Genomic DNA, 18,612 nt, shown 5'->3' with positions numbered 1-18,612 from the left:
GTGACGAAACCGGCACCCCTCGCCGCCGCCGGCCGCGTCGCCGGGGCGGCCGCCCTCATCGCCGTGCTCACCGTGGTCAGCCGCCTCGCCGGCTTCGGCCGCACCGCCGTGTTCACCTGGACGCTGTCCACCAGCGACCTGGGCGGCGCCTACCTGGTGGCGAACTACGTCCCGAACTTCATCTTCGAGATCGTCGCCGGTGGGGCGCTGGCCAGTCTGGTCGTACCGCTGCTGGCCGGCGCCGTCGAGGCGGGTGACCGGCGGGCGGTGGCCGCCACCACCGGCGCGCTGCTGACCTGGACGCTGAGCCTGCTGGTCCCGCTGGCGGTGCTGGTGGCGGTCTTCGCCGACCCGCTGCCCGGCCTGCTCGGCCACGGTCTCAGCGAGGCCCAACAGGCGTCCGGCGCGCGGATGCTGCGGGTGTTCGCCCCGCAGTTGCCGCTGTACGGCGTGGGGATCGTGCTCACCGGCGTGCTCCAGGCGCACCGGCGCTTCGCCTGGCCGGTGATCGCGCCGCTGCTGTCCAGCGTCACCGTGATCGCCGTCTACCTCGGCTTCACCGCGGTCCAGGGGCGGCTGGCCACCATCGGCGAGGCCGGTCGCGGCGGGGAGCTGCTGCTCGCCGGCGGCACCACGCTCGGGGTGGTGGTGCTCTCGCTGTCGCTGCTGATCCCGCTGCGCCGGCTGCGGCTGCGGCCCCGGCCGGGCTACCGGTTCCCGGCCGACGCCCGGGCGCGGGTCGGCGGGCTGGTGGTCGCCGGGGCGGTCACCGTGGCCGCGCAGCAGGTCGCGCTGGCCGTCACGCTCAACCAGGTCACCTACGGCCGGACCGCCGACGTGGGCGTGTTCAACCTGGCCCAGACCGTCTACTTCCTGCCCTGGTCGGTGCTGGCGGTGCCGCTCGCGGTGGCCGCGTACCCGACGCTCGTGGCGGCCCGCGCCGGCGGCGACGAGCGCGCCTACCGCGACACCCTGGCCCCGGCGGTGCGCGGGGTCGTGCTGTTCAGCCTGCTCGGCGCCGCCGCCCTGGCCGGCACCGCGATCCCGCTCGGGCACTTCTTCTTCGCCGACCCGCTCGACGCGCGAACCGCCGCGGCCGGCATCGCCGGATTCGCGCCCGGCCTGCTCGGCTACGGGCTGTTCGCGATCCTCACCCGGGCGCTCTACGCCCGCGGCGAGACGCGCGCGGCGAGCATCGCCACCGCGCTCGGCTGGTTGAGCGTGCCGGTGCTCGCGGTCCTGTTCGGTCAGGTGCTGCCGCTGGCCGACCGGGTGCTCGCGGTGACGCTTGCCACGTCCGCCGGCATGGTGCTGCTCGGCGCGCTGCTCGTCGCCGCCGTGCGGCGCGCCGCCGGCCCGCGGGCGCTGACCGGCGTGGGCCGGGCCGGCGCGGCCGGGCTGCTGGCCGCGACGGTCGCCGCGGCGGGCGGAGCGGCCACCGCCCGCGCTCTCGACGGGGCGACCGGCGGGACCCCGACGACATTCCAGGCCCTCGCGCAGGGCATGCTGTCCGGGGTCGTGGTCGCTGTCCTGTTCCTCGCCGTCGCCTGGCTGACCGACGCCCGCGACCTGCGGCCGCTGCTCGCGGCCGTGACCCGCCGGCTGCGGCGCCGGCGACCGGCCGGCGGGGGCGACGGCCCGTCGGCGGGCCAGCACCCCGGTGACCGGGGCGACGGAAAGGAGACCGTGTCCTCATGACGGACGCCTCGCCGGCACCGCGCCGGCCCGGCTCGGTCGCCCTGGTGCTCGCCTCCAGCACCGGCGGCGTGGGGCAGCACGTCCGCTCCGTCGCCCGCGGGCTGACCGAGGCCGGCGCGTCGGTGCTGGTCTGCGGCCCGGCCGCCACCCAGGACCAGTTCGACTTCACCGGGGCGGGCGCCCGGTTCACCCCGGTGGAGATCCCGGCCACCCCCACGCCTGCCGACGCGCGGGCGGTCACCGCGCTGCGCCGGGCGCTGGCGGAGACGCCTGTCGACGTGGTGCACGCGCACGGGCTGCGCGCCGGCCTGGTCGCGGCGCTCGCCCGCCCCGCCGCGCCGCTGGTCGTGACCTGGCACAACGCCGTGCTCGCCGGAGGGCTGCGAGGCGCGGTGTCCCGGCTGGTCGAGCGGGTCGTCGCCCGGTCCGTCCGGATCGCGCTGGGCGCCTCCGCCGACCTGGTCGAGCGGGCCGCCGCGCTGGGCGCCACCGACGCCCGGCTGGCCCCGGTCGCCGCGCCGACGCTGCCCGCGCCGCGCCGCCGCCGCGCCGCGGTGCGCGCCGAGTTCGGCGTGACAGGCGACCGGCCGTTGATCCTCTCGGTGGGCCGGCTGCACCCGCAGAAGCGGTACGACGTGCTGATCGACGCCGCCGCCCGGTGGCGCACCCGGACCCCCGCCCCGGTGGTGGTGATCGCCGGCAGCGGGCCCGCCTACCTGCCGCTGGCCGCCCGGATCTCGACGGCCCGTGCCCCGGTGACGCTGCTCGGGCACCGCACCGACGTGGCGGACCTGCTGGCCGGCGCCGACCTGGCGGTGGTCACCAGCGACTGGGAGGCGCGCCAGTTGTTCGCGCAGGAGGCGCTGCGCGCCGGCGTACCGCTCGTCGCCACCGCCGTCGGCGGCCTGCCCGAGCTGGTCGGCGACGCCGCGGTGCTGGTCCCGGCCGGGGACGTGGACGCCGTCGACACGGCGGTACGCGCGCTGCTCGACGACGCGCCGCGCCGCGCCGAGCTGGGCCGCCGGGGCGCCGCCCGGGCCGCGGACTGGCCCACCGAGGCCGACACCGTGGCCGCGCTCGCCGACCTGTACGCCGAGCTGACGCCGCAGCGCGCACCGGGACACCGCTGATGCTGCGCCGACTGACCCCGGTGCTGCTGACCCTGGCCGTGGTGGTGCTGGGCGTCACCGCGCTGGCCGCCCGCCCGGACGACGGCACGCCCCGGCGCAGCGCGGACTTCGTGGTGCTCGTCGGCGCGGCCGGGCTGCGCTGGGACGACGTGGACCCGCAGAACACCCCGACGTTGTGGAAGATGGCCGAGCAGGGTGCGATCGGGTCGCTGTCGGTGCGGTCCGCGCACCGCCCGACCTGCCCGGTGGACGGCTGGCTGACCCTCGGCGCCGGCAACTTCGCCGCCTGGAACGGCAGCCGCCCGGGTGGTGGCTGCCCGGCCAGCGGGGTGACCGTGGAGGAGCCCGACGGCATCGGCGCCAACCTGCCCGACCAGCCCGGCGTCGTCGCGTACAACCAGGACAAGCTGGCCTGGGGCGCCACGCCGGGCGCGCTCGCCGAGTCGGTGCGCTGTTCGGTGGCGGTCGGTCCGGGCGCGGCGGTGGCCGCCGCGCGCCCGTTCGGCCGGGTCGACAGGTACGAGGCGAAGCTGCCCGACGACCCGACGGAGCTGCTCGGCTCCTGCGTGCTGAGCATCGTCGACGTGGGCACGGTCGACGACGACGACCCGCTGGTGCGGGCCGCCCAGGCGCGGCAGGCCGACGAACGGCTCGCCCGGGTCCTCGCGGCCCGGCCACCGCGGTCGCTGGTGCTGGTGGCCGGCGTCTCGGACACCGACACCCCGGCGCGGCTGCACGTGGCGGTGGCCGACGGTCCCGGCTGGGACGGTGGCTGGCTGACCTCGCCCAGCACGGCCCGCTCCGGCTATCTGCAACTGGTCGACCTGGCGCCGACCGCGCTCGCCGCGCTGGGCCGGCCGATGCCGGAGCGGCTCTTCCTGGGCCGGCCGGCGGTGACCGTCGACGATCGGCCGGACGACCTGCGGACCGCGATCGAGGCGCCGGCCGACGCCGACCGGGAGGCCGGTGCGCAGCGGCGGGTGGCCGGCTGGTTCTTCACCCTGCTCGCCGCCGCCCAGATGGCGCTCGCGGTGGCGGTGCTGCCGCTGCTGCGCCGGGCCCGCCGGCTGGCCGGCCCGCACTCGCCGGCGCCGGTGTCGCGGCGGATCGTGGCGGTGGTGGAGCTGCTGCTGATCGCCGCCGCGCTGGCCGTGCCGGCGGCGTTGCTGGCCGACGCGGTGCCCTGGTGGCGGGGGCACCACGCCGGCTGGTGGTTCGCCTCGGTGACCGCGCTGCTGATCGTCGGCGGCACCGCGGCGGTGCGGTTCACCCCGGGGCACGACCGCACGCTCGGGCCGCTCGGCGCGGTCGCCGGGCTGGCCACCCTGGTTGTCGGCGTGGACGTGCTCACCGGCTCCCGGCTGCAACTCAACGGGGTGGTCGGCTACTCCGCGCTGGAGGGCGGCCGGTACGCCGGGCTGGGCACCGTCGGGCTGGGCGTGTTCATCGCCGGCTCGCTGCTGTGCGGCGGCTGGCTGGCCCAGCGGGTCCGCCGGGGCTGGCGCCCGGCCGTGCTGGTGGCGGTGGGCGGCGCGGCCGTGGTGGTGGTGGGCAGCCCCTACCTGGGCGCCGACTCGATCGGCGCGATCGCGTTGACCGCCGGGTTGAGCGTGGCGGCGGCGATCTGCACCGGCGGCTGGCTGACCGTCAGCCGGCTGGCCTGGGCGACCATGGCGGGGCTGGCGGTGACCATCGGCTTCGCGCTGGTGGACCTGGACCGGCCGGCGGCCGAGCGGGGCAGCCTGGGCCGGTTCCTGGCCGCGCTCGGCGACGGCACCGGTGGGCTGACCGTGCACCGGTCCAGCACGTCGAACTTCCAGACCCTGGTGAACAGCCCGCTGACCGTGCTGGCCCTGGCCGGGGCGGCGCTGGTCTGGCTGGCGCTGCTGCAGCCGTGGGGCGGCCTGATGCGGTTGTTCGGCATCTACCCGGCGATCCGGGCGGCGATGGCCGGCACCGGCGTGGCCGCCGGGCTCGGCGGCGTGCTGGGCGGTTCGGCGCTGGACGTGGCCGGCGCGGCGGGCGCCCTGGTGGTGCCGATGGCGGCGCTGGCCGCGCTGCGCGTGCTGGACCACTCCACCGACCGCACCGTGCCGGACGGCGGGCGCGGTGGGGGAGAGGGCGGCGCGGTGCCGCCGCGCGGCTCCGGTCCGGGCGGCGCGGGCCCGGGCGGCCCTGCGCCCGACGGGCCGGTGCCGTCGGTCGGGCCGGCTGTCACCGACCCGGGCCGGCCGGGCGGATCCGACGGCGGGGCGGGTCCGGCCCGGTCCGCCGAGCGCGAGGACGACAGCTCCGGGGCTGGTGACGCCGGCCGGTCGCGGGGCGCCCCGCCGGCCGCGCTCGCGGCGGCGGTGGAGCCGGGCGCCGCGGTGGCGACCCGGACCCGGATACCCGGCCAGGCGTCCCCGCCCGCGCCCGAGGCGTCCGACCCGCCGACCCGCTGACGGGGGGTCTCGGCGGCCGGCCGGCCCGCCGATCCGGCGGGCCGGAGCGCCGGAAAACGGCCTCACGTGCGCCGACAGCGGGTGCGACGGCAGCTCACGGTCCGGAAGGTGTTACCGTGGAATCCCGTGGATCGCGTGATCACTTGGCTGATCGGCACGGCGGTTCGCACGACCGCTACGGACGACACGGGAGCAGGCCTTGGCCCCTTCAGCACGGACGACCAGGCACATTTTCGTCACCGGGGGAGTCGCCTCCTCGCTGGGTAAGGGCCTCACCGCCTCCAGCCTCGGCAACCTGCTGACCGCGCGCGGTCTGCGCGTGGTGATGCAGAAGCTCGACCCGTACCTGAACGTCGATCCCGGCACGATGAACCCGTTCCAGCACGGCGAGGTGTTCATCACCGAGGACGGGGCCGAGACCGACCTCGACGTCGGCCACTACGAGCGGTTCCTCGACCGCGACCTCTCCGGCAAGGCGAACGTCACCACCGGGCAGATCTACTCGGCGGTGATCGCCAAGGAGCGGCGCGGCGAATACCTGGGCGACACGGTCCAGGTCATCCCGCACATCACCAACGAGATCAAGGCCCGGATCCTCGGCATGGCCGACCCGGACGCGGACGGCCAGGTGCCGGACGTGGTGATCACCGAGGTGGGCGGCACGGTCGGCGACATCGAGTCGCTGCCGTTCCTGGAGTCGATCCGCCAGATCCGGCACGACCTCGGCCGGGACAACTGCTTCTACCTGCACGTGTCGCTGGTGCCCTACCTGGCGCCCTCCGGCGAGCTGAAGACCAAGCCGACCCAGCACTCGGTGGCGCAGCTGCGCAGCATCGGCATCCAGCCCGACGCGCTGGTGCTGCGCTGCGACCGGGAGATCCCGGACAAGGTCAAGGAGAAGCTGTCGCTCTACTGCGACGTCGACCGGGAGGCGGTCACCGCCGCCCCGGACGCGCCGAGCATCTACGACATCCCGAAGGTGCTGCACCGCGAGGGCCTGGACGCGTACGTGGTGCGCCGGCTCGGCCTGTCGTTCCGCGACGTCGACTGGACCCGCTGGGACGACCTGCTGGAGCGGGTGCACCAGCCGCGTCACACGATCACCGTCGCTCTGGTCGGCAAGTACGTCGACCTGCCCGACGCCTACCTGTCGGTGAGCGAGGCGATCCGGGCGGCCGGCTTCGGCCACCGCGCCCGGGTGCAGCTCAGGTGGGTGCCCAGCGACGAGTGCGTCACCCCGGCCGGCGCGGCCGCCGCCCTGGCCGGCGTGGACGGCATCGTCATCCCCGGCGGCTTCGGGGTGCGCGGCATCGAGGGCAAGGTGGGCACCGCCCGCCACGCCCGGGAGAACGGCATCCCGCTGCTCGGCCTCTGCCTCGGCCTGCAGTGCATGACCATCGAGGTGGCCCGGCACCTGGCCGACCTCGACGGCGCGAACTCGCTGGAGTTCGACGAGGAGGCGGTGCACCCGGTCATCGCCACCATGGCCGACCAGGAGGACATCGTGGCCGGCCGGGGCGACCTGGGCGGCACCATGCGGCTCGGGGCCTACCCGGCGACGCTGGCCGAGGGCTCGATCGTCGCCGAGGCGTACGGCAGCACCGAGGTCAGCGAGCGGCACCGGCACCGCTACGAGGTGAACAACGCCTACCGCGACCAGCTCACCAAGGCCGGCCTGACCATCTCCGGCACCTCGCCGGACGGTCGGCTCGTCGAGTTCGTGGAGCTGGACCGCACGATGCACCCGTTCTTCGTGGCCACCCAGGCGCACCCGGAGCTGAAGAGCCGCCCCACCCGCCCGCACCCGCTGTTCGCGGCGTTCGTGGGCGCCGCGGTCGCGTACTCCGAGGCGGACCGGCTGCCGGTGGACCTGGACGGCGCGACGAGGAAGACCGGCCGCGGCGGGGCCGCGAAGGCGACCGCCCGGTGAGCGGCGTGGAGCACCGGTACGAGGTGACCGCCCGCCGCGACGTCTGGTCCGGCCGGATCTTCTCGGTGGTCAGCGACGACGTGACCATGCCCGGTGGCGGCACCGCGGCCCGCGACTACGTGCGGCACGTGGGCGCGGTGGCCGTGGTGGCGCTCGACGACGCCGGCCAGGTGGTGCTGATCCGGCAGTACCGCCACCCGGTCGGCCGGCACCTGTGGGAGCTGCCCGCCGGGCTGATGGACGTCAGCGGCGAGGACCTGGCCGCCGCGGCGGCGCGGGAGCTGGCCGAGGAGGCCGACCTGACCGCCGGCCGCGTCGACGTGCTCGTCGACCTGCACAGCTCGCCGGGCTTCTCCGACGAGGTGGTCCGGGTCTTCCTGGCCCGCGACCTCGCCGAGGTCCCCGCCGGCGAGCGCCACGAGCGCAGCGACGAGGAGGCCGACCTCCAGGTGGTCCGCGTGGACCTCGACGAGGCGGTCCGGATGGTCCTGGCCGGGGAGATCACCAACGCGTCCTGCGTGGCCGGGTTGCTCGCCGCCGCCCGGGCCCGGGAGACCGGCTTCGCCGAGCTGCGCCGTCCGGAGGCGCCGCTCCCGCGCTGATCGGGAACCGACGACGAGAGGGGCCGTGCGGCGTGTGCCGCGCGGCCCCTCCTCGGTCTCGCCCGGTCAGTCGCGCAGCGGGCGGCCCTGGCCGTCGACGCCGCCGTTGACCAGGATCAGGATGCCGTCGACGAGACCCCAGATGGCGCCGAAGCCACAGGTCACGAGCGTGACGACGAGCTGGATCACGCCGGTCTTGGTGTCGCCCATGTAGAACCGGCCGATACCGAAGCCGCCGAGGAGGATCTGGAGGATGCCCGCGACGACCTTGCTCTTGTCCGAGACGCCGTACGGGTGCTGCTGGTAAGGAGTGGTCATGAGCGGACACCATAGTGATCCACTCGCGTCCTGTCCGCATCGGCACCCCGACGGTGCGAGGATATTTACCGAAGTCTGTCCTGTCGGCTGACGGCCTCTCGGCCGGCCGGCCCGGCCCATGCCTGACACTCCGTCAGCACCACCGGGCACCGGATGTCACTGTGTTGGCGTCCGCCGGCCGCCCGCGCGCCTACACTGCCGCCGGCGGGACCGGTGGACCGCGTCGGCAACGGAGCCGGCGGGACGCCGTGCTGTCGGGGGTGAGCCGCCCCGGAGGAAGGTGTCTGCATCGTGAAGGTCGGAATCCCCCGCGAGGTCAAGAACCACGAGTACCGGGTGGCGATCACGCCGGCGGGCGTCAACGAGTTCACCCGCCACGGCCACGAGGTCTTCGTCGAGGCGGGCGCCGGGGTCGGCTCCAGCATCACCGACGACGAGTTCGCCGCCGCCGGCGCGAAGATCCTCGCCACCGCCGACGAGGTCTGGGAGACCGCCGAGCTGGTCCTCAAGGTCAAGGAGCCGATCGCCGAGGAGTACCACCGGATGCGCGAGGGGCAGGTGCTCTTCACCTACCTGCACCTGGCCGCCTCCCGCGACTGCACCGACGCGCTCGTCGACCGTAAGGTCACCGGCATCGCCTACGAGACGGTCGAGCTGCCCGACCGGTCGCTGCCGCTGCTCGCCCCGATGTCCGAGGTGGCCGGCCGGCTCGCTCCGCAGGTCGGCGCGTTCTACATGATGCGCACCGGCGGTGGCCGGGGCGTGCTGCCCGGCGGCGTCTCCGGCGTGTACGCGGCCAAGACCGTGGTCATCGGCGCCGGCGTGTCCGGCCTGAACGCCGCCGCCATCGCGCTCGGCCTGCAGTCCGAGGTGCTGCTGCTGGACAAGAACGTGGCCCGGCTGCGCTCCGCCGACGCCATCTACCGCGGCCACCTGCAGACCGTCGCCTCCAACGCGTACGAGATCGAGCGGGCCGTGCTCGACGCGGACCTGGTCATCGGCGCGGTGCTGGTGCCCGGCGCGAAGGCCCCGAAGCTGATCTCCAACGAGCTGGTCTCCCGGATGAAGCCGGGCAGCGTGCTCGTCGACATCGCGATCGACCAGGGCGGCTGCTTCGAGGACTCGCGGCCGACCACGCACGCCGACCCGACCTACAAGGTGCACGACTCGATCTTCTACTGCGTGGCGAACATGCCCGGCGCGGTGCCGAACACCAGCACCTACGCGCTGACCAACGTCACCCTGCCGTACGCGCTCGAACTGGCCAACCAGGGCTGGCGGGAGGCGCTGCGCGCCGACCCGGCGCTGGCGCTGGGCCTGAACACCCACGACGGCAAGGTGGTCTACGGCCCGGTCGCCGAGGCGCACGGCATGGACGTGCTGCCGCTGGCCGAGGTGCTCAACTGACCGAGACGACGCCACGGGCCGGCGCGCAACCCGCGCCGGCCCTGCGTCGGGCCGTCCGCGGCTACCTCGACCACCTCACCGTGGAGCGTGGACTCTCCGGCCACACGCTCGCCGCGTACCGCCGGGACCTGGAGCGCTACCTCACCACCCTCGCCGACGCCGGGGTGACCGACCTGGCCGCCGCCGGCGCCGCCCAGGTCGAGGCCCACCTGGCCCGGCTGCGCGCCGGCGACGACGACCACCCGCCACTGGCCGTCTCGTCCGCCGCCCGGGCCGCCAGCGCGGTCCGCGGCCTGCACCGCTTCGCGCTGCGCGAGGGCCTCACCGGCGACGACCCGGGCCGCGACGTCCGCCCGCCCACGCCACCGCGCCGGCTGCCCCGGGCGCTGCCCGTCGACGCCGTCCTGCGGCTGCTGGCGGCCGCCGCCCCGACCGAAACCACCGGCGACGCCGCGCCCCGCGCGCTGCGCGACCGGGCGTTGCTGGAGTTCCTGTACGGCACCGGCGCGCGCATCTCCGAGACGGTCGGCGCGGCCGTCGACGACCTCGACCTGGACGCCGGCACCGTGCTGCTGCGCGGCAAGGGCGGCCGGACCCGCCTCGTCCCGGTCGGCGGGTACGCCGCCGACGCGGTGCGCGCCTGGCTGGTCCGCGGCCGGCCGGCGCTGCTCGCCGCCGGGCGGGGCACCCCGGCGCTGTTCGTCAACGCCCGTGGCGGACCGCTCACCCGGCAGGGCGCGTGGGGCGTGCTGCGCGCCGCCGCCGGCCGCGCCGGTCTGCCGGTCGACGGGCCGGAGGCGGTCTCCCCGCACACGCTGCGCCACTCGTACGCCACCCACCTGCTCGACGGCGGCGCGGACGTGCGCGTGGTCCAGGAACTGCTCGGCCACGCGTCGGTGACCACCACGCAGGTGTACACGTTGGTCACCGTGGACCGGCTGCGCGAGGTGTACGTCCTGGCACACCCGCGCGCGCTCTCCTGACCGGCCGCCGACACGCCGACCCGCTACCGAAGCTGCTGCTGGCCCGTGGCGTACAGTCGGCATCGGCGCGGGCCTCCAGGTGCGACGGACCGGGGGTGCGCAGCGGCGCCGCGAGGGACGTCGGACGGCTCCGACGCCGGGGTGGTCGTCGGGAGGGGGCAACGAGGACATGGCAGGAAACGGTGACCGTGCCGAGACCTGGACGTCGGAGCTCCGTGAGCAGCAGGCGACGCTCGGCGCCGACCTCGGCCCCGCCGACCCGGCGGCCTACACCATGCGCAAGCCGATCCCCGAGCCGATGCCGACCGACCGGCACGGCCCGGCGCGGATCATCGCGATGGCCAACCAGAAGGGTGGCGTCGGCAAGACCACGACCACCATCAACCTGGGCGCCGCGCTCGCCGAGTACGGCCGCAAGGTGCTCCTGGTCGACTTCGACCCGCAGGGCGCCCTCTCCGTCGGCCTGGGCGTCAACCCGCACAACCTCGACCTGTCGGTCTACAACCTGCTCATGCAGGACGACGTCACCGCCGAGGACGTCCTGATCAAGACCGACGTGGCCGGGCTGCACCTGCTGCCGGCCAACATCGACCTCTCCGCCGCCGAGATACAACTCGTCAACGAGGTCGCCCGGGAGATGGCCCTGGCCCGGGTGCTGCGCAGCATCCGCAAGGAGTACGACTTCATCCTGATCGACTGCCAGCCCTCGCTGGGCCTGCTGGCGATCAACGCGCTGACCGTCGCGCACGGCGTGCTCATCCCGCTGGAGTGCGAGTTCTTCAGCCTGCGCGGCGTGGCGCTGCTGCTGGACACCATCGACAAGGTGCGCGAGCGGCTCAACTTCGACCTGGAGCTCGAGGGCATCCTCGCCACCATGTACGACAGCCGCACCACCCACTGCCGGCAGGTGCTGCAACGGGTGGTGGAGGCGTTCGGCGACAAGGTCTACCAGACCGTCATCACCAAGACCGTGAAGTTCCCCGAGTCGACGGTGGCCGGCGCGCCCATCACCACCCTCGACCCGGCCTCCTCCGGCGCGCGCAACTACCGGCAGCTCGCCCGAGAGGTGATCGCCGCCGAGGCGGACCGGTAGGGCGCACGCCGCCCGCCCGCCGCGTCGACTACGGTTTCCCGGTGACCGCGCCGCCCCTCGACCCGCACGCCGACCCGGCGGACGCCGCCGGGCTGGCCGCCGAGGTCGACGGCGTCGTCCCCGCCGACGCGGCAGTCGTCGAGGAGACCAGCGGCTTCACCGTCCGGCTGGACAACTTCACCGGCCCGTTCGACCTGCTGCTCCAGCTCATCAGCAAGCACAAGCTGGACGTCACCGAGGTCGCCCTGCACAAGGTCACCGACGAGTTCATCGCCTACCTGCGCGCCATGGGCGACCAGTGGGACCTGGACGAGACAAGCGAGTTCCTGCTGGTCGCCGCCACCCTGCTCGACCTCAAGGCGGCCCGGCTGCTGCCCTCGGCCGAGGTGGAGGACGAGGAGGACCTGGCGCTGCTGGAGGCGCGCGACCTGCTCTTCGCCCGGCTGTTGCAGTACAAGGCGTACAAGGAGGCGGCGGCGCACATCGCCGAGCTGGAGTCGGTCGGCGGCCGGCGCTACCCGCGCGCGGTCACCCTGGAACCCCGCTACGCCGAGGCGCTGCCCGACCTGGTGCTCGGCATCGGCCCGCAGCGGCTGCTCAAGCTGGCCGTGAAGGCGATGAGCCCGAAGCCGGTGCCCGAGGTGTCCATCGCCCACGTGCACATGGTCCGGGTCAGCGTCCGGGAGCACGCCGGCGTCATCGCCGACCGGCTCCGCCGCGCCGGGGTGGCCACCTTCTCGCTGCTCTGCGCCGACTGCGAGATGACGCTGGAGGTGGTGGCGCGGTTCCTGGCGCTGCTGGAGCTGTACCGGCAGGGTCTCGTCGCGTTCGTGCAGGAGCAGGCGCTGGAGGAGCTGACGGTCCGCTGGACCGGCCCGGCCGACGGCGACGCCGAGCTGACCGTCGACGAGTACGCCGGCACCCCGGAACCGGCCGACGCCGGCACTGACACCGTCCCCGCCTCCGCATCCGCCCCGGCCCCCGCCTCCGAGGCGCGTGGCGATGCAGCCGGCGCCGACGTGCCCGGCGACGCCGGCGGTTCGGGTGCCGATGTCGCCGGGCGGGCCGGGGCGGACGCTGACGTGCCCGCCGCGCCGGCGGGCGAACCCACACCGACGCAGGAGTGATCTGATGAGCGACGAGGAGCGCCGGGACTCGCTGGCTGACCAGGCCGCCGCCTGGATCCCCCCGTGGCAGCGCCCCACCCCGCCGAAGCCCGCCCCCGCTCCCGACGCCGACCCCGGCGTCGACGCGGCCTCCGACGCCGAGACGTTGTCCAGCGCCGACGCCGATGTCGCCCACGACGCCGGGGCGTCGGCCAGCGCCGACGCCGATGTCGCCTCCACCACTGATGCCGGGGTGGCGGCCCCGTCGGCGGAGCCGGGTACCGAGATCTTGGACACCTACCGTTCGGACCGACCGGAAACCGCGCAAGATCCTCAGACGGGAGCAGATCTTGGTAACGAACGGCCCCCAGAGGGGCCGAATCCTTCCAAGATCTCGTCCATGGATGGGGACGCAGCCGATCTTGGTACAGGGGCGCCCCCGGAGGGGCGGGACCGTACCAAGATCGTGGGGGAGTCCGACAATGACAGCTCGGGAGGAATGGACGGGTCTGCGGGGGGCGGTAGTTCGGCGGGCGCTTCCGGCGTACCCCAGAAGCGGGGTCGGCGGCGGGCGGCGCCGGAACCGCCGCCCGCGCCGGTGCTGGACGACGCCGAGCTGCGCGGCGCCCTGGAGGCGATCCTGCTCGTGGTGGACCAGCCGGTCAGCGAGCTGGTCCTGGCCGAGGTGCTGGAGCAGGCGCCGGAGCGGGTCGGGGCGATGCTCGACGAGATCGCCGCCGGCTACACCGCCGCCGGGCACGGGTTCGAGCTGCGCCGGGCCGCGGGTGGCTGGCGTCTCTACACCCGGCCGGAATACGCCGGCTACGTCGAACGGTTCGTGCTGGACGGGCAGTCGGTCCGGCTGACCCAGGCCGCGCTGGAGACCCTGGCCGTGGTCGCCTACCGCCAGCCGGTGACCCGGTCGCGCATCTCGGCCATCCGGGGTGTCAACTGCGACGGGGTGCTCCGTACCCTGGTGGGTCGCGGCCTGGTCGAGGAGTGCGGCACCGAAGCGGACAGCGGTGCGTTCCTCTACCGGACCACCACCCTGTTCCTGGAGAAGCTGGGGCTCAACTCGGTGGACGACCTGCCGCCCCTGGCCCCGTTCCTTCCCGACGACGTAGAAGAGCTTGCCGATGCCACGCGATGACCGTGCCCCGAAGACCGACGCCCCCGTCTACGAGGGCGCCGAGCGCCTGCAGAAGGTGCTCGCCGCCGCGGGGGTGGGTTCGCGGCGCGCCTGCGAGGACCTGATCTTCCGCCGGCGGGTCACCGTCAACGGCCGGGTGGCACAGCTCGGCGACAAGGCCGACCCGGCGCGCGACGTGATCCACGTCGACGGCGAACGGCTCCAGGCCGACGTCCGCCTGGTCTACGTGGCGATGAACAAGCCGCGCGGGGTGGTCACCACCATGGCCGACGAGAAGGGTCGCACCGAGCTCGCCGACTTCATCGGCGCGCGGCTGGAGCAGCGGGTCTACCACGTCGGGCGGCTGGACGCCGACAGCGAGGGCCTGCTCCTGCTCACCAACGACGGCACCCTGGCCCACAAGCTCATGCACCCGTCGTACGAGGTGCTCAAGACCTACCTCGCCGAGGTGGCCGGGCCGATCCCGCGTAACCTGGGCAAGCGGCTGACCGGCGGCGTCGAGCTGGAGGACGGCCCGGTGAAGGTCGACGGCTTCAAGGTGGTCGACACGCTGGGCAAAACCGCCCAGGTGGAGCTGACCCTGCACGAGGGGCGCAAGCACATCGTCCGCCGCCTGATGGCCGAGGTCGGACACCCGGTGTCCCGGCTGATCCGCACCTCGATCGGTCCGATCAAACTCGGCGACCTGCGCACCGGGCGGCTGCGGCGGCTGACCAACGCGGAGGTCGCCGCCCTGTTCAAGGCCGTGGGTGACTGACCCGGTCGATCGGGTACGGCTCCCGGTAGGCTTCGACGCGGCCCGCCGGCCGACGCGCACGCGCCCCGGCGGGACGCCCGCGCGGCGCGGGCATGATTGACGACGAGACACATCCGCTCAACGGCGCCGGACGACCGGCGACCCGCGAGGTACGGGCTGAGGAGGACAACGGTGGAGGAAAACGTACCGGTCGGGCGATGCGTGGTCGCGGTGGACGGGCCGTCCGGTTCGGGTAAGTCCACCGTGTCGCGGCGACTGGCGGTGAGCCTCGACGCGCGCTACCTCGACACCGGCGCCATGTACCGGGCGCTGACCTGGGCCGTGCTGCGCTCCGGGGTGGAGCTGACCGACGCCGAGTCGGTGGCCAAGGTCGCCGGCGAGGCCGACCTCCGCATCGGCACCGACCCGCAGGGGTACGCGGTGACCGTCGACGGCACCGACGTGTCCTCGGACATCCGCGGCGCCGAGGTGACCGGCGCGGTCTCCGCGGTGGCCGCCGTCGGCGCGATCCGTGAGCTGCTCGTCGACCGGCAGCGGCGGCTGATCGCCGAGGCGGGCCGGATCGTGGTCGAGGGCCGCGACATCGGCTCCGTGGTGGCGCCCGACGCCGACCTGAAGGTCTACCTGACCGCCTCCGAGGCGGCGCGCGCCCAGCGGCGCAGCGCCGAGGACGCCGCCGACGTCGCGGCGACCGCCGCCGACCTGGCCCGGCGCGACCGGCTCGACTCGACCCGCAAGGTCAACCCGCTTCAGCAGGCCGCCGACGCCGTGGTGCTGGACACCACTGAGCTGGGCATCGACCAGGTCGTCGTCCGCCTGCGCGAGCTGCTCACCGAGCGGGGCGTGGCGTGACGGACGAATTCGGTGGCTGGGTGGAGCTGCGTGAGCCGGAGGTCACCGCCGACGAGCCCACCGGCCCGCGGCCCGTGGTGGCCGTGGTGGGCCGCCCCAACGTGGGCAAGTCCACGCTTGTCAACCGCATCATCGGCCGCCGCCAGGCGGTCGTCGAGGACATCCCCGGAGTGACCCGGGACCGGGTGCCCTACGACGCACAGTGGAACGGCCGCGAGTTCACCGTGGTGGACACCGGCGGCTGGGAGCCCGACGCCAAGGACCGCGCCGCGGCGATCGCCGCCCAGGCGGAGACCGCCGTGGTCACCGCCGACGTGGTGCTGTTCGTGGTGGACGCCATGGTCGGCTCCACCGACGTGGACGAGGCCGCGGTGAAGATGCTGCGCCGCAGCGCCAAGCCGGTGATCCTGGTGGCCAACAAGGCCGACAACACGACCATCGAGATGGAGGCGACCTCGCTCTGGTCGCTCGGTCTGGGTGAGCCGTTCACGGTGTCGGCGCTGCACGGCCGTGGCTCCGGCGACCTGCTCGACGCCATCATGGCCGCGCTGCCCGAGGCGCCGAAGATCGTGGAGAACCGCCCGCGCGGCCCGCGCCGGGTGGCCCTGGTCGGGCGCCCCAACGTCGGCAAGTCCAGCCTGCTCAACCGGTTCTCCGGCGAGGAGCGGGCGGTGGTCGACTCGGTGGCCGGCACCACCGTCGACCCGGTCGACAGCCTGGTCGAGATCGGCGGCGAGACCTGGCAACTCGTGGACACCGCCGGGCTGCGCAAGCGGGTCGGCAAGGCCAGCGGCACGGAATACTACGCCAGCCTGCGTACCGCCTCGGCGATCGAGGCGGCCGAGGTGGCCGTGGTGCTGCTGGACTCCAGCGAGGTGATCAGCGAGCAGGACCAGCGCATTCTCACCATGGTGGTGGAGGCCGGCCGGGCCCTGGTCATCGCGTTCAACAAGTGGGACCTGGTGGACGCCGACCGCCGCTACTACCTGGACAAGGAGATCGACCGGGAACTGCGGCGCATCCCGTGGGCGATCCGGCTGAACCTGTCCGCGCAGACCGGCCGCGCCGTCGACAAGCTCGCCCCCGCGCTGCGCAAGGCGCTGGCGAGCTGGGAGACCCGCATCCCCACCGCGCAGCTCAACCAGTGGCTCACCGCGCTGGTGCAGGCCACCCCGCACCCGGTACGCGGCGGGCGCGCCCCGCGCATCCTGTTCGCCACCCAGGCCGGGGTGGCGCCGCCGCGGTTCGTGCTGTTCACCACCGGCCCGCTGGACGCCGGCTACCAGCGGTTCGTGGAGCGCAAGCTGCGCGAGGAGTTCGGCTTCGAGGGCAGCCCGATCGACATCTCGGTCCGGCCGCGCAAGAAGCTGGGCCCGGGCGGGCGTGGCAAGGCGCACGGCTGACCCGTCCCCACCTGGAAGCCGCCGGGGCACCGCCCCGGCGGCCTCTTTCCTAGGACGCTCTAGGGGGAGTGGCGTCCGACGCCGCAGCCGCGCGGGGAGGGGCCCGTGCGTACGGTGCGAAGATCTTGCGCTAAGCTGTACCGGCTGCTGCGGGGGAGACCGCGCGGGGGCATCGGGACGTGGCGCAGTTTGGTAGCGCACTTGACTGGGGGTCAAGGGGTCGTCGGTTCGAATCCGGCCGTCCCGACAAAGAAGAAGCCCTGACCAGCGGAAGCACTGGTCAGGGCTTTGACTTTCTTCTATGAAAATGTGAACTGCCCCCGTTTTTGCGGTGCGGTGACCGAGCCATCGGTCCACCCCTCCGACCTGCGCCGACTGCCTCGGACGTCATGGGGCCCAGCGTGGCCGGCTCAACCCCGCCGAGCATGAAATGATCGACGCGTGACGCACATCCCGGACCTGGCGTCTTATGACTACTACCCGGGGGCCCCGGACGCCATGGCGATCGGTTGGCTGGATTCGGGCATGCCCTTCACCACTGGAGCCTGCCCGCAAGACGTTCGGGACCGTTTGGTGAGCCTCGGCGCCAGTCCGGTGCGGCTCATGCGGGGGTACCACTACTGTCAGTTCTGCCTGGCTATGGCCGAGCCTCCGCGCCTGATCCGGGCCGATGCCCGGTTCTACGAGGCTCCCGATGTCGCCCGCGGGAACGGCGAGATCTGGCTCACCGGTGGGGATGGGACGAACTTCGCCGCACCGACGCTGATCGGCCACTACGTTGAAGAGCATCGCTACCTGCCACCTGATGGCTTCATCGAGGCGGTTCGGCTCGATGTTCCCACCCCCGGCGTCGCGTAGCGGGGGATCCGGCTTCTGCCGCGAGGACGACCACGCTCGTCCGGCTCGACGTGCGGAGGGTCGCCGGATCTGCCGGCGAGCGTGGCACACGGCAGGTGGCTGGTGCGGCTCGACGTTCGGCCGTACCGAGAAGGGCGAAGGTGCCCGCCTCACCCAGATCGGCCCCACGATACGGTTCGAGCGTGATGCCCGGCCTGACCCACCGACCCTTGATCTTCCTCGATGTGGACGGGCCACTGATCCCGTTCAGAGCCCGGCCGGATGGCCGCAGACGCTCCGTGAGCGGTGCCGTCACGCAGCCGCCGGAAGGGACCGGTCATCCGCTGCTCGACCGGCTCGACCCGAGTGACGGTCGCAGGCTGTTGGCCCTGAGATGCGAGTTGGTCTGGGCAACGACATGGATGGCGGATGCGAACGAGATCGTCTCGCCGCGGCTCGGGCTTCCGGACCTCCCGGTGGTCGATTGGCCGGACGACGACCAGGATCCGAGGCGCGGCCTGCACTGGAAGACCGTGTTCCTGACCCAGTGGGCAGCAGGACGTTCGTTCGTCTGGCTCGACGACGAGACAACCGATGCCGACCAACGATGGGTCATGGCCCATCACCCCGGGCGGGCGCTGCTGCACCGTGTCGACCCCTACACGGGTCTGACCGAAGAGGACTTCTCGGTCGTCCGTCAATGGCTGGCGCAGGACGGCAACACGGCTTGACCGCCCACACGCTCACGCCGTCGGCCCAGAGGTACGGCCCGAGCAGCGACAGCCGCCAGAAGTCAGCTTTGACCGCCGGGTCTGCTGCACCGGCAGGTGACAGGTGTAGTCACGCGGCCTGACTGGCCGGTGGGTGCATGATGGTCTCGAATTCCACGGGGGTCAACCGGG

General features: G+C 74.0%; 16 protein-coding genes and 1 tRNA gene. 16 read left to right on the top strand and 1 reads right to left on the bottom strand.

The features are described from left to right. The 5 genes from murJ to ACIA5A_RS29350 all read left to right on the top strand — a co-directional run bounded on the left by murJ (position 1) and on the right by ACIA5A_RS29350 (position 7,804). Positions 1 to 1,698: a murein biosynthesis integral membrane protein MurJ gene (murJ, locus tag ACIA5A_RS29370; protein ID WP_396767760.1), complete on the top strand. Its 1,698-nt coding sequence runs from the start codon at positions 1 to 3 to the stop codon at positions 1,696 to 1,698. Then, positions 1,695 to 2,828, top strand: a complete 1,134-nt coding sequence (locus ACIA5A_RS29365; protein WP_396767758.1) for a glycosyltransferase family 4 protein — start codon at positions 1,695 to 1,697, stop codon at positions 2,826 to 2,828. Before murJ ends, ACIA5A_RS29365 begins: the two co-directional genes overlap by 4 nt. Continuing rightward, positions 2,828 to 5,272 carry a hypothetical protein gene (locus ACIA5A_RS29360; protein ID WP_396767756.1) on the top strand — a complete coding sequence of 815 codons (2,445 nt, stop codon included), beginning with the start codon at positions 2,828 to 2,830 and terminating at the stop codon, positions 5,270 to 5,272. The genes ACIA5A_RS29365 and ACIA5A_RS29360 overlap by 1 nt, the downstream gene beginning before the upstream one ends. Before the next feature lie 199 nt (positions 5,273 to 5,471). Next, a complete protein-coding gene (locus ACIA5A_RS29355) occupies positions 5,472 to 7,202 on the top strand; it encodes a CTP synthase (protein WP_396767754.1) in 1,731 nt (576 codons plus the stop codon). Beyond that, positions 7,199 to 7,804, top strand: coding sequence for an NUDIX domain-containing protein (locus ACIA5A_RS29350; RefSeq protein WP_396767752.1), 606 nt, complete (start codon positions 7,199 to 7,201; stop codon positions 7,802 to 7,804). The genes ACIA5A_RS29355 and ACIA5A_RS29350 overlap by 4 nt, the downstream gene beginning before the upstream one ends. Positions 7,805 to 7,870: 66 nt before the next feature. Here the strand turns inward: ACIA5A_RS29350 and ACIA5A_RS29345 are convergent, their stop codons facing one another. Further along, positions 7,871 to 8,185 carry a TM2 domain-containing protein gene (locus tag ACIA5A_RS29345; protein WP_396767786.1) on the bottom strand — a complete coding sequence of 105 codons (315 nt, stop codon included), beginning with the start codon at positions 8,183 to 8,185 and terminating at the stop codon, positions 7,871 to 7,873. A gap of 228 nt (positions 8,186 to 8,413) precedes the next feature. Here ACIA5A_RS29345 and ald point away from each other — a divergent pair, with 228 nt between their 5' ends. The 11 genes from ald to ACIA5A_RS29290 all read left to right on the top strand — a co-directional run bounded on the left by ald (position 8,414) and on the right by ACIA5A_RS29290 (position 18,441). Further along, positions 8,414 to 9,529 carry an alanine dehydrogenase gene (gene ald, locus ACIA5A_RS29340; RefSeq protein WP_396767750.1) on the top strand — a complete coding sequence of 372 codons (1,116 nt, stop codon included), beginning with the start codon at positions 8,414 to 8,416 and terminating at the stop codon, positions 9,527 to 9,529. Then, entirely contained in the window at positions 9,526 to 10,512 is a 987-nt protein-coding gene (locus tag ACIA5A_RS29335; RefSeq protein WP_396767784.1) for a tyrosine recombinase, read from the top strand. Before ald ends, ACIA5A_RS29335 begins: the two co-directional genes overlap by 4 nt. A 169-nt stretch (positions 10,513 to 10,681) precedes the next feature. After that, positions 10,682 to 11,605: a ParA family protein gene (locus ACIA5A_RS29330; RefSeq protein WP_396767748.1), complete on the top strand. Its 924-nt coding sequence runs from the start codon at positions 10,682 to 10,684 to the stop codon at positions 11,603 to 11,605. A gap of 41 nt (positions 11,606 to 11,646) precedes the next feature. Continuing rightward, positions 11,647 to 12,732, top strand: coding sequence for a segregation and condensation protein A (locus ACIA5A_RS29325; protein WP_396767746.1), 1,086 nt, complete (start codon positions 11,647 to 11,649; stop codon positions 12,730 to 12,732). 379 nt (positions 12,733 to 13,111) lie between these two features. Continuing rightward, on the top strand, positions 13,112 to 13,861 hold the full coding sequence (gene scpB / locus ACIA5A_RS29320; RefSeq protein ID WP_396767744.1) for an SMC-Scp complex subunit ScpB: 750 nt from the start codon (positions 13,112 to 13,114) through the stop codon (positions 13,859 to 13,861). Further along, complete coding sequence (locus tag ACIA5A_RS29315) at positions 13,848 to 14,618, top strand: pseudouridine synthase (RefSeq protein ID WP_396767742.1); 771 nt, start codon at positions 13,848 to 13,850, stop codon at positions 14,616 to 14,618. Before scpB ends, ACIA5A_RS29315 begins: the two co-directional genes overlap by 14 nt. Before the next feature lie 171 nt (positions 14,619 to 14,789). Further along, positions 14,790 to 15,470, top strand: coding sequence for a (d)CMP kinase (gene cmk / locus ACIA5A_RS29310; RefSeq protein ID WP_396767740.1), 681 nt, complete (start codon positions 14,790 to 14,792; stop codon positions 15,468 to 15,470). Further along, on the top strand, positions 15,467 to 16,873 hold the full coding sequence (der, locus tag ACIA5A_RS29305) for a ribosome biogenesis GTPase Der (protein ID WP_396767738.1): 1,407 nt from the start codon (positions 15,467 to 15,469) through the stop codon (positions 16,871 to 16,873). The genes cmk and der overlap by 4 nt, the downstream gene beginning before the upstream one ends. 173 nt (positions 16,874 to 17,046) lie before the next feature. After that, positions 17,047 to 17,120, top strand: a tRNA-Pro gene (locus tag ACIA5A_RS29300). A 194-nt stretch (positions 17,121 to 17,314) separates the two neighbouring features. Continuing rightward, positions 17,315 to 17,731, top strand: coding sequence for a hypothetical protein (locus ACIA5A_RS29295; RefSeq protein ID WP_396767736.1), 417 nt, complete (start codon positions 17,315 to 17,317; stop codon positions 17,729 to 17,731). Positions 17,732 to 17,916: 185 nt separating this feature from the next. Continuing rightward, positions 17,917 to 18,441 carry an HAD domain-containing protein gene (locus ACIA5A_RS29290; protein ID WP_396767782.1) on the top strand — a complete coding sequence of 175 codons (525 nt, stop codon included), beginning with the start codon at positions 17,917 to 17,919 and terminating at the stop codon, positions 18,439 to 18,441. The last annotated feature ends 171 nt before the right edge of the window (positions 18,442 to 18,612 follow it).

Origin of the sequence: Micromonospora sp. NPDC051300, assembly GCF_044455315.1 — a bacterium.
Classification (GTDB): Bacteria; Actinomycetota; Actinomycetes; order Mycobacteriales; family Micromonosporaceae; genus Micromonospora; species Micromonospora robiginosa.
The sequence above is the reverse complement of the archived record's forward strand: the minus strand, read 5'-3'. Positions and strand labels throughout refer to the sequence as shown.

Excerpts from the sequence above, each read along its gene's own strand:
- ACIA5A_RS29365 (WP_396767758.1), top strand. The coding sequence starts at position 1,695 with ATGACGGACGCCTCGCCGGCACCGCGCCGGCCCGGCTCGGTCGCCCTG.
- ACIA5A_RS29360 (WP_396767756.1), top strand. The coding sequence starts at position 2,828 with ATGCTGCGCCGACTGACCCCGGTGCTGCTGACCCTGGCCGTGGTGGTG.
- ACIA5A_RS29330 (WP_396767748.1), top strand. The coding sequence starts at position 10,682 with ATGGCAGGAAACGGTGACCGTGCCGAGACCTGGACGTCGGAGCTCCGT.
- scpB (WP_396767744.1), top strand. The coding sequence starts at position 13,112 with ATGGATGGGGACGCAGCCGATCTTGGTACAGGGGCGCCCCCGGAGGGG.
- ACIA5A_RS29315 (WP_396767742.1), top strand. The coding sequence starts at position 13,848 with ATGCCACGCGATGACCGTGCCCCGAAGACCGACGCCCCCGTCTACGAG.
- ACIA5A_RS29290 (WP_396767782.1), top strand. The coding sequence starts at position 17,917 with ATGCCCGGCCTGACCCACCGACCCTTGATCTTCCTCGATGTGGACGGG.